The following is an 8,548-nucleotide window of genomic DNA, read 5'->3' on the forward strand; positions in this document are numbered from 1 at the left end:
GGGGTGGGGCCTTGCGGGGCGAGGCCCCCGGGTGGCGGGGCCGGGACGGGGGAGGTTCAGGCGGACACCAGGCCGGCGGCGCGGAAGGAGTCCAGCGTCGGGCGGATGACGGCGGTCATCCCGGCGTCGGAGACGGCGTCCAGGGTCTTCAGGCCGTCGCCGGTGTTGATCGCGACGGTCTCCTTGGCCGGATCCAGCTGCCCGGTCTCGACCAGCTTCTTCAGCACGCCGACGGTCACCCCGCCCGCGGTCTCGGCGAAGATGCCCTCCGTCCGCGCCAGCAGCCGGATCGCCGCCACGACCTCGGCGTCCGTGACGTCCTCGACCGCGCCGCCCGTGCGGCGGGCGATGTCCAGCACGTACGGGCCGTCGGCCGGGTTGCCGATCGCCAGCGACTTGGCGATGGTGTCCGGCTTGACCGGTCGGATCACGTCCCGGCCGGCCTTGAAGGCGGCCGACACCGGCGAGCAGCCCTCCGCCTGGGCGCCGAAGACCCGGTACGGCCGGTCCTCGACCAGGCCGAGCTTGATCAGCTCCTGCAGCCCCTTGTCGATCTTCGTCAACTGCGAGCCCGAGGCGATCGGGATCACGATCTGCTCCGGCAGCCGCCAGCCGAGCTGCTCGCAGATCTCGTACGCCAGCGTCTTGGAACCCTCGCCGTAGTACGGCCGCAGGTTGACGTTGACGAAGCCCCAGCCCTCCCCGGCCGGGTCGCCGATCAACTCCGAGCAGAAGCGGTTCACGTCGTCGTAGTTGCCCTCGATGCCGATCAGCTCGCCGCCGTACACCCCGGCCATGACGACCTTGCCCTGCTCCAGGTCGTGCGGGATGAACACGCAGGACCGGAACCCGGCCCGGGCGGCCGCCGCGCCCACCGCGCCGGCCAGGTTGCCGGTGGAGGAGCAGGACAGCGTGGTGTAGCCGAACGCCCGCGCCGCCTCGATGGCGCACGCCACCACGCGGTCCTTGAACGAGTGCGTCGGGTTCCCGGAGTCGTCCTTGATGTGCAGCTGAGCGGTGAAGCCGAGCTCCCGGCCCAGGTTGTCCGCCTTCACCAGCGGGGTCCAGCCCGGGTTCAGGTTCGGCTTGGACGCCACGTCGGCCGGCACCGGCAGCAGCGGCGCGTAGCGCCAGACGGACGTCGGACCGGCCTCGATCCGCTTGCGCAGCTCCTCCGCACCCTCGCTGCCGAACTCGTAGGCGATCTCCAGCGGGCCGAAGCACTCCAGGCACGCGAAGCTGGGGCCGAGCGGGAAGCGGGTGCCGCACTCGCGACAGGACAGCGCGGCGGCCGGGCCGAGGTCCACGGAAACAGGTGCGACAGTGTCGATAGCCATGATGGCGAGGCCTCTCTCCTCATCTTCCCCGTAGCGCGGTCGCGCCACAGGCCGGAATTGGCACCTGTCCCGCCGGGGCCTGTATGACGACAGCCGCGCGAGAAGGTTGCCGGGACGTCAACGGGCCGTTCCCTCAGTCCCTCTGGATGAGCTTGTGAAATTGTGGTGGCGCTCAGCGGTGACCCCGGCGTGCAAAGGTCCGACCGCTGTACGAAGACTGTATCCGAAGGCGTCAATCCTGAACGGGACCGTCCGCCACGCGAGATGACCCGTCCCACCCGACCCGCCGAGGAGACTTCCGTGCCCGCCGAACCGACTCCCGCACTGCTCCCGCAGGCGGCGTCCTGGCTGCGCCGCCGATCCTGGAGCGCGGCCGACCGGCCGGTCCACACCCTCCTCGCGGCCAAGGAGCGCACCGGGCGCACGGTCAGCGTGGTCCTCCCCGCCCTGGACGAGGAGGCCACCGTCGGCGACATCGTCCGCACCGTCCGCCGCGAACTGATGGAACGCCTCCCGCTCGTCGACGAACTCGTCGTGGTCGACTCCGGCTCCGTCGACGCCACCGCCGCCGTAGCCGCCGAGGCCGGCGCCCGGGTGGAGCACCGCGACGCCATCCTGCCCCGGCTGCCCGCCGCCCCCGGCAAGGGCGAGGTGCTCTGGCGGTCGCTGCTGGTCACCCGCGGCGACATCGTCTGCTTCGTGGACGCCGACCTGCGCGAGTTCGACCCGGCCTTCGTCTCCGGCATCGTCGGCCCCCTGCTGACCGACGAGTCCATCCACCTGGTCAAGGCCATGTACGACCGCCCGCTGGAGACGGAGTCCGGCGCTGTCGTCCCGGCCGGCGGCGGCCGCGTCACCGAACTCGTCGCCCGCCCCCTCCTCAACCTCCACTGGCCGGAGCTCGCCGGGTTCGTCCAGCCCCTCGGCGGCGAGTACGCGGCCCGCCGCTCACTGCTCGAACGGCTGCCCTTCCCGACCGGGTACGGCGTCGAACTCGGCCTGCTGGTGGACGCGTTGGAACTGGTCGGCCTGGACGCCCTGGCCCAGGTGGACGTCGGCGTCCGGCACCACCGCCACCAGGACGGCCAGGCCCTCGGCCGGATGGCCGCCACCATCTACCGCACCGCCCTCGAACGCCTCGACCGCGCCCACCGGCTCAAGGCCTCCGCCGACCTGGTCCACCCACAGCTCACCCAGTTCACCCGCGACCCGGACCCCCGCCCCCGGCCCCCGGCCGGGGACACCCCCATCTTCACCCCCCGCACCTACGAGATCACCGCCCTGGAACGCCCCCCGATGCACACCGTCCCCGAATACGCCACCCGGCACTGAGGGGTTTGCCACGCCGGAGCCCCGGCAACATCCCAACCATGGGCGATCTCACGACCGAACGTTCGAGTGCGACCGGCACCGCCCCCGTCCTGGTGGCCTCCAACCGGGGACCGGTGTCCTTCAGCACCGCCGACGACGGCACACTGACTCTGCGGCGCGGCGGCGGGGGGCTGGTGTCCGGCCTCTCCGCGATCGACGACCCGAACGCCGTCTGGGTCTGCGCGGCCCTCAACGCCGCGGACCGCAGAGCCGCCGCGCAGGCCCCCGACGGCCGCCTCGACCTGGCCGGCCACGACGTCGGCGGGCAGGCCGTCCGGATGCTGGACATCGACCCCGAGACCTTCGCCCGCGCCTACAACGGCGTCGCCAACTCCACCCTCTGGTTCGTCCACCACCTGCTCTACGCGACCCCCACCGCGCCCGCCTTCGACGCCGGGTTCCGCACCGAGTGGGCCGCCTACCGGGCCTACAACGCTGCCTTCGCCGAGGCGCTGGCTGCCGAAGCCGCCCCGGACGCCGCGGTGCTCGTGCAGGACTACCACCTCTCCCTGGCCCCGGCCCTGCTCCGCGCCGCCCGTCCCGACCTGCGGATCGGCCACTTCTCGCACACCCCGTGGGCCCCGCCCGACTACTACCGGATGCTGCCCGACGACGTCGCCCGTGACGTCCTCACCGGCATCCTGGGCGCCGACCGGGCCGGTTTCCTCACCGAGCGCTGGGCCCGCGCCTTCGCCGCCTGCTGCGAGGACCTGCTCGGCGCCGCCGTCGACCACGAGGCGCTCACCGTCACCCTCGACGGCCGCACCACCCGCCTCGGCGTGCACGCCCTCGGTGCCGACGCCGACTTCCTGCGCGAACGCTCCCGCCGGCCCGACGTGGACGAGCGCCTCGCCATCCTGCGCGAGGCCGTCGGCGACCGCCGCACCATCGTCCGGGTCGACCGCACCGAGCTGAGCAAGAACATCGTCCGCGGCCTCCAGGCCTACCGGCACCTGCTCCGTACCCGCCCCGAGTGGCACGACCGGGTGGTCCACATCGCGTTCGCCTACCCGTCCCGGACCGACCTGGCCGAGTACCGGGACTACACGGCGGCCGTCCGGCGCCTCGCGGGGGAGATCGACGCCGAGTTCGCCACCCCCACCTGGAAGCCGCTGATCCTGCACGTCGACGACGACTTCCCGCGTTCCCTGGCCGCTTACCGCCTGGCCGACGTGGCCCTGGTCAATCCCATCCGGGACGGCATGAACCTGGTGGCCAAGGAGGTCCCCGTGGTCTCCGACCGCGGCTGCGCCCTGGTCCTCTCCCGGGAGGCCGGCGCCTACGCGGAACTCGCCGACAACGCCCTGACGGTCAACCCGTACGACGTCATCGCCACCGCCGACGCGCTGCACACCGCCCTCACCATGCCCGAGGCGGAACGCGCCGACCGGACCAAGCGCCTCGCGGCGGCAGCCACCGCGCTCCCCCCGCAGCAGTGGTTCCTCGACCAGCTCAACGCGCTGTGAGCGCCTGACCCAGCGATTCCAGCAGTTCCACCACGCCGGCCGGGCCCGGGACCACCAGGTCCGCCCGGTCGGCGAGTTCGCGCACCGGTGCGTCCCCCACCGCCGCACTGCACACCAGCAGCCCGGCCATCCCCTCGCCCCGCAGCTTCTCCACCGCCGCGAAGGCCGCCACGTCCCCCAGGTCGTCCCCCGCGTACAGCACCGATCCGGCGGCCCGTTCCCGGAGGAAGCCGGTCAGCGCCGCCCCCTTGTCCACGCCCGGCGGCCGCAGTTCCAGCACCAGCCGGCCGGGTTCCACCACCAGTCCGTGCTCGGCCGCCAGCTCCCCGACCGGCGCCCGCAACAGTTCCAGCGCCTCCTCGGGCGCCGCCGTCCGCCGGGTGTGCACGGCGACCGAACGGCCCTTGTCCTCCAGGCCGGTGCCCTCGGGCGCCCCGGCCCGCGCCAGCACCCCGGGCAACGCCTCCCGCGCACCCGCCACCCCGGGGTGCACCTGCGGCGCCGTCAGCTCGCCGTCCTCCCACCGCTCGGCGCCGTAGTGTCCCAGCACCACGACCCCGGGCACCCCGGCCAGTCCCCCGTACTCCACGGCCAGCGCCGCAGGCCGTCCCGTCACCACCACCACGGCCCGCACCTCGGGTGCCAGCACCCGCAGCGCGCCGGCCACCCCGGGGTGCGCGCGGGCCAGGCTCGGGTCGGCCACGATCGGTGCCAGGGTCCCGTCGAAGTCCAGGCCGATCACGGTGTCCCGGGGCGCCCGCAGGATCGCCCGCACCCCGTCCCGCCCGGCCTCGGTCCCCGGCACCCACGTCTCTTCGAATCCCATACCGAGGCCCTTACCCCCGGTCCCGGCGCGGAACGCCCGCGTCGAACGCCCGCGTCAGCGGGCCTCCCGCCGGGCGGCCCGCACCCGCCGCAGGCGGTTCACCAGCACCGGGGCGTGCGCCAGCGCCTCCTCCCGGTCCAGCAGCGCGTTCAGCAGCTGGTAGTACCGGGTTGAGGAAAGCCCCAGCTCCTCCCTGATCGCCCGCTCCTTGGCCCCCGCCGTTCGCCACTGCCGCCCCTCCAGCGCCAGCACCGCCCGATCCCGCTCGCTCAGCTCGCCCACCGCGCACACCTCCGCCCGCCACTACGGAGTGTCATTCTCCCGCGCGACCCCGACACACAGTGCTCGCCCCACCGCTTCGTCGGCCCGGCTAGCGTCATCCCCATGACCACGCCCAGCTTCGCCGTGCACATCCCCGCCGCCGACCTCGAACCCGACCCGCTCGACCCCGCGCAGATCGTCTCCGGCACGCCCGAGGTCACCGGCCGGGTCCTCTCCGAGTCCGCCGACGGCCGACAGCTGCGCGGCATCTGGCAGATCACCCCCGGCGTGGTCACGGACGTCGAGGCCGACGAGATGTTCGTGGTCCTCAGCGGCCGGGCCACCATCGAGGTCGAGGGCGGCTCGACCCTGGAGGTCGGTCCGGGCGACTGCGCGGTGCTGCGCGAGGGCGACCGCACCACCTGGACGGTCCACGAGACGCTCCGCAAGGCCTACGCGATCACGCTCCCCTGAGCGCGTTCCCCCTGATCACGCTCCCCGCTCCCGCCGGACGCGTTCCCCCGAGCGCGTTCCCCCCGCGGACGCGGACGCGCAGGGGCCCGGCCCCGGAACCCCCGGGACCGGGCCCCACGGCCGGACGCTACTTGCGGACCCGCGTCGCCTCGTTCACCGCCGCGTCCTGCAGCCCCCCGAGCACCTGCTTCGGGTCGCCCGTCACGGCCTGCCCGATCCCGGCCTTGATCCGATTGCTGACCTCGCCCCACGCCGGGTCCCCGAACGGGTAGAAGCTCGCGTTGGCCAGCCCGACCGCGAACTGCTTGAGGTCGGCGTGCTTCGGGTCCGTCGACATCTGGTCGAACGCGTCCTGGGTGACCGGCAGCAGGTTGTACCGCTCGTCGAACTTCAGCTGGTTGTCCCGGTTGTAGACGAACGACAGGAACTTCTTGATCTCGTTCTTGTGTCCGTTCGCCTTGAACGCCATCATCCAGTCCGCGACCCCGAGGCTCCCGGTCCGTCCGACGCCGTCCTTCTTCGGGATCGGCGCCGTCCCGAAGTCGATGTTTCCCGCGGTCGCCATCCGCAGCAGCGTCGGGTGCCCGTTGAGCATCGCGACCTTGCCGGCCGCGAAGTCCTGGAACACCGGGGTGCGGTTCATCTTCCCCGGGTCCGGGTACGTCAGCCCGGTCGCCACCAGGTTGCTCTTCAGCCAGCTGAAGGTGGCCTGGTTCTGGGCGCTGTCGATGGTGTAGTTGCCGACGTCGTCGGAGATGCTCCCGCCGCCGCTCAGCGTCCACAGCATGGACTCCGCCGGCGCCTCCTCCGGCCCGAGCGGGAGACCGTACGGGGTCACGCCCGGCACCTTGGCCCTGATCTTCTCCGCGTCCTGCTTCAGCTCGTTCCAGGTGGCGGGCGGCTGCGTGATCCCCGCCTGCCGGAACATCGCCTTGTTGTAGAAGAGCACCCGGGACGAGGACACGAACGGGATCCCGTACTGCGTCCCGAGCACCTGGCCGGCGTGCGCGAAGGTGTCCAGGAAGTTCGCCTGGGTATCCACCGAGAGGACGTCCGACGCCGGGTACAGCCGGCCCGCGGCGACCTGGTCCGCGAAGCCGCCGGTCTGCAGCAGGTCCGGGGACTTCCCGGCCGCAATCATGTCCTCGACCTTCTTGCCGATCTCGGTCCAGCCGTCCACCTCGACGCTGACCTTGATCCCGGGGTTGGCGGCCTCGAAGGCCCTGGCCACCGCGTCCCAGTAGTGCGCGGAGCCGGTCTCCTGGTTCTCCCCGTAGTCCGCGGCGACCAGCTTGAGGGTGACGGTCCCCTCGCCCTGCCCGCCGCACGCGCCGACCGCGGTGAGTGCCAGTGCTCCGGCCAGCACACGACCGAGCACACGGGTGGGAACGTGGACGCGCCTGTTCAACGCGGGTACCGCCTTAGGGGAAGAACTGCCGCCGGAACGAGGGACTCCGGCAGGGGGGAGGCGCCACACTGTCAAACCTGCCGACCACTGGTCCACACCACTGGGGCACCCCGCCGCAGTAGTTACCGAAGTGCCCCGGGTCGTTGCACGATGCGCAACCGCGCACGCCGGGATCGTCTCCGGGGCAACCCCCGGACCACCCCGGGACACCCCCCGTACGCCCCACCCCAAAGCGCCGCACACCGCCGCAGCTGCGACAAAGCTCACCCCACATGGACCAGACCAATCCGACAACTGGACTAGACCTCTTCTACCCACCCAAGGGAAACTGTCCTCCGTGAAGCACGTCATCGCACTCGATGTAGGCGGCACCGGCATGAAGGCCGCGCTGCTCGCCCAGGACGGCTCCGTGCTGTTCGAGGCACGCCGACCGACCGGGCGGGAGCACGGCACGGACGCCGTCGTGACCGCCATCCTCGACTTCGCCACCGACCTGGCGGACGAGGGCCGCAGCCGTTTCGGCGTCGCCCCGCTCGCGGCCGGCGTCGCCGTCCCGGGCACGATCGACGAGAAGAACGGGATCGCGGTCTTCTCCGCCAACCTCGGCTGGCGGGAACTGCCCCTGCGCAGGCTCCTCGGCGAGCGCCTGGCGGGCCCCGACGGCGTCGCGATGCCGGTGGCCCTCGGCCATGACGTGCGGTCGGGCGGCCTGGCCGAGGGCCGCCTCGGCGCCGGCCGGGGCGTCGACCGCTTCCTGTTCGTCGCCCTGGGCACCGGCATCGCCGGCGCCATCGGCATCGACGGCCGGATCGAGGCGGGCGCGCACGGCTACGGCGGGGAGATCGGCCACGTCGTGGTCCGCCCGGGCGGCCCGCAGTGCGGCTGCGGCGCCCGCGGCTGCCTGGAGACGCTGGCCTCCGCCTCCGCCGTCTCCCGTGCCTGGGCCGGGGCCAGCGGCGACCCCGACGCCGACGCGGCATCCTGCGCCGCCGCGGTGGACGCCGGGGACGACCGCGCCCTCGCGGTCTGGCAGCGCGCCGTCGACGCCCTCGCCGACGGCATCGTCCTCGCCCAGAGCCTGCTCGACCCGTCCACGGTGATCGTCGGCGGCGGGCTGGCCGAGGCCGGCGACACCCTCTTCACTCCGCTGCGCGCGGCCGTCACCGAGCGCCTGACCTTCCAGATGCCCCCCAAGGTCGTACCCGCCATGCTCAAAGACACCGCCGCGTCCCTGGGCGCCGGCCTGCTCGCCTGGGATCTGCTCACCATGGAGGTGACCGCGTGACCACCGCGGACCGTGACCGAACTGCCCTGGCCGGCGCCCGACTCGTGCTGCCCGGCGGTGTCGTGGAGGACCACCGCCTCATCGTCGAGGGAGACCGGATCTGCGCCGTCACGAACGGCA

8 protein-coding genes and 1 riboswitch are annotated in these 8,548 nt (G+C 73.0%); of the genes, 4 read left to right on the forward strand and 4 right to left on the reverse strand.

All coding sequences use genetic code 11. The annotated features are described in order from the left end of the window. Positions 1-56 precede the first annotated feature (56 nt). Positions 57-1,337 carry a threonine synthase gene (gene thrC / locus AB0D10_RS18510; RefSeq protein ID WP_360257274.1) on the reverse strand — a complete coding sequence of 427 codons (1,281 nt, stop codon included), beginning with the start codon at positions 1,335-1,337 and terminating at the stop codon, positions 57-59. A gap of 16 nt (positions 1,338-1,353) precedes the next feature. Next, positions 1,354-1,490, reverse strand: a riboswitch (SAM riboswitch). Positions 1,491-1,661: 171 nt separating this feature from the next. Between thrC and AB0D10_RS18515 the strand changes: the two genes are divergently transcribed. Together AB0D10_RS18515 and AB0D10_RS18520 are read left to right on the forward strand one after the other, a co-directional pair. Beyond that, complete coding sequence (locus AB0D10_RS18515) at positions 1,662-2,669, forward strand: glucosyl-3-phosphoglycerate synthase (RefSeq protein ID WP_360257309.1); 1,008 nt, start codon at positions 1,662-1,664, stop codon at positions 2,667-2,669. Between the two features lie 38 nt (positions 2,670-2,707). After that, positions 2,708-4,174, forward strand: a complete 1,467-nt coding sequence (locus tag AB0D10_RS18520) for a trehalose-6-phosphate synthase (RefSeq protein ID WP_360257276.1) — start codon at positions 2,708-2,710, stop codon at positions 4,172-4,174. On the opposite strand, the gene otsB is transcribed toward AB0D10_RS18520, so the two are convergent. Both otsB and AB0D10_RS18530 read right to left on the reverse strand, forming a co-directional pair. After that, positions 4,161-5,000 carry a trehalose-phosphatase gene (gene otsB / locus AB0D10_RS18525; RefSeq protein WP_360257279.1) on the reverse strand — a complete coding sequence of 280 codons (840 nt, stop codon included), beginning with the start codon at positions 4,998-5,000 and terminating at the stop codon, positions 4,161-4,163. The two genes, AB0D10_RS18520 and otsB, sit on opposite strands and share 14 nt — an antisense overlap. Before the next feature lie 54 nt (positions 5,001-5,054). Further along, complete coding sequence (locus AB0D10_RS18530; protein WP_350630003.1) at positions 5,055-5,282, reverse strand: DUF3263 domain-containing protein; 228 nt, start codon at positions 5,280-5,282, stop codon at positions 5,055-5,057. A 102-nt stretch (positions 5,283-5,384) separates the two neighbouring features. On the opposite strand from AB0D10_RS18530, the gene AB0D10_RS18535 reads away from it, so the two are divergent. Further along, positions 5,385-5,735, forward strand: a complete 351-nt coding sequence (locus tag AB0D10_RS18535) for a cupin domain-containing protein (protein ID WP_360257281.1) — start codon at positions 5,385-5,387, stop codon at positions 5,733-5,735. 127 nt (positions 5,736-5,862) lie between these two features. On the opposite strand, the gene AB0D10_RS18540 is transcribed toward AB0D10_RS18535, so the two are convergent. Further along, positions 5,863-7,101, reverse strand: coding sequence for an extracellular solute-binding protein (locus AB0D10_RS18540; protein WP_360257283.1), 1,239 nt, complete (start codon positions 7,099-7,101; stop codon positions 5,863-5,865). Between the two features lie 379 nt (positions 7,102-7,480). On the opposite strand from AB0D10_RS18540, the gene AB0D10_RS18545 reads away from it, so the two are divergent. After that, positions 7,481-8,428 carry an ROK family protein gene (locus AB0D10_RS18545; RefSeq protein WP_360257286.1) on the forward strand — a complete coding sequence of 316 codons (948 nt, stop codon included), beginning with the start codon at positions 7,481-7,483 and terminating at the stop codon, positions 8,426-8,428. The last annotated feature ends 120 nt before the right edge of the window (positions 8,429-8,548 follow it).

Source organism: Kitasatospora sp. NPDC048545, from assembly GCF_040651155.1.
Classification (GTDB): domain Bacteria; phylum Actinomycetota; class Actinomycetes; order Streptomycetales; family Streptomycetaceae; genus Kitasatospora.

Bases quoted from the DNA above. Each gene is read 5' to 3' on its own strand.
- thrC (WP_360257274.1), bottom strand. From the start codon at position 1,337: ATGGCTATCGACACTGTCGCACCTGTTTCCGTGGACCTCGGCCCGGCC.
- AB0D10_RS18520 (WP_360257276.1), top strand. From the start codon at position 2,708: ATGGGCGATCTCACGACCGAACGTTCGAGTGCGACCGGCACCGCCCCC.
- otsB (WP_360257279.1), bottom strand. From the start codon at position 5,000: ATGGGATTCGAAGAGACGTGGGTGCCGGGGACCGAGGCCGGGCGGGAC.
- AB0D10_RS18535 (WP_360257281.1), top strand. From the start codon at position 5,385: ATGACCACGCCCAGCTTCGCCGTGCACATCCCCGCCGCCGACCTCGAA.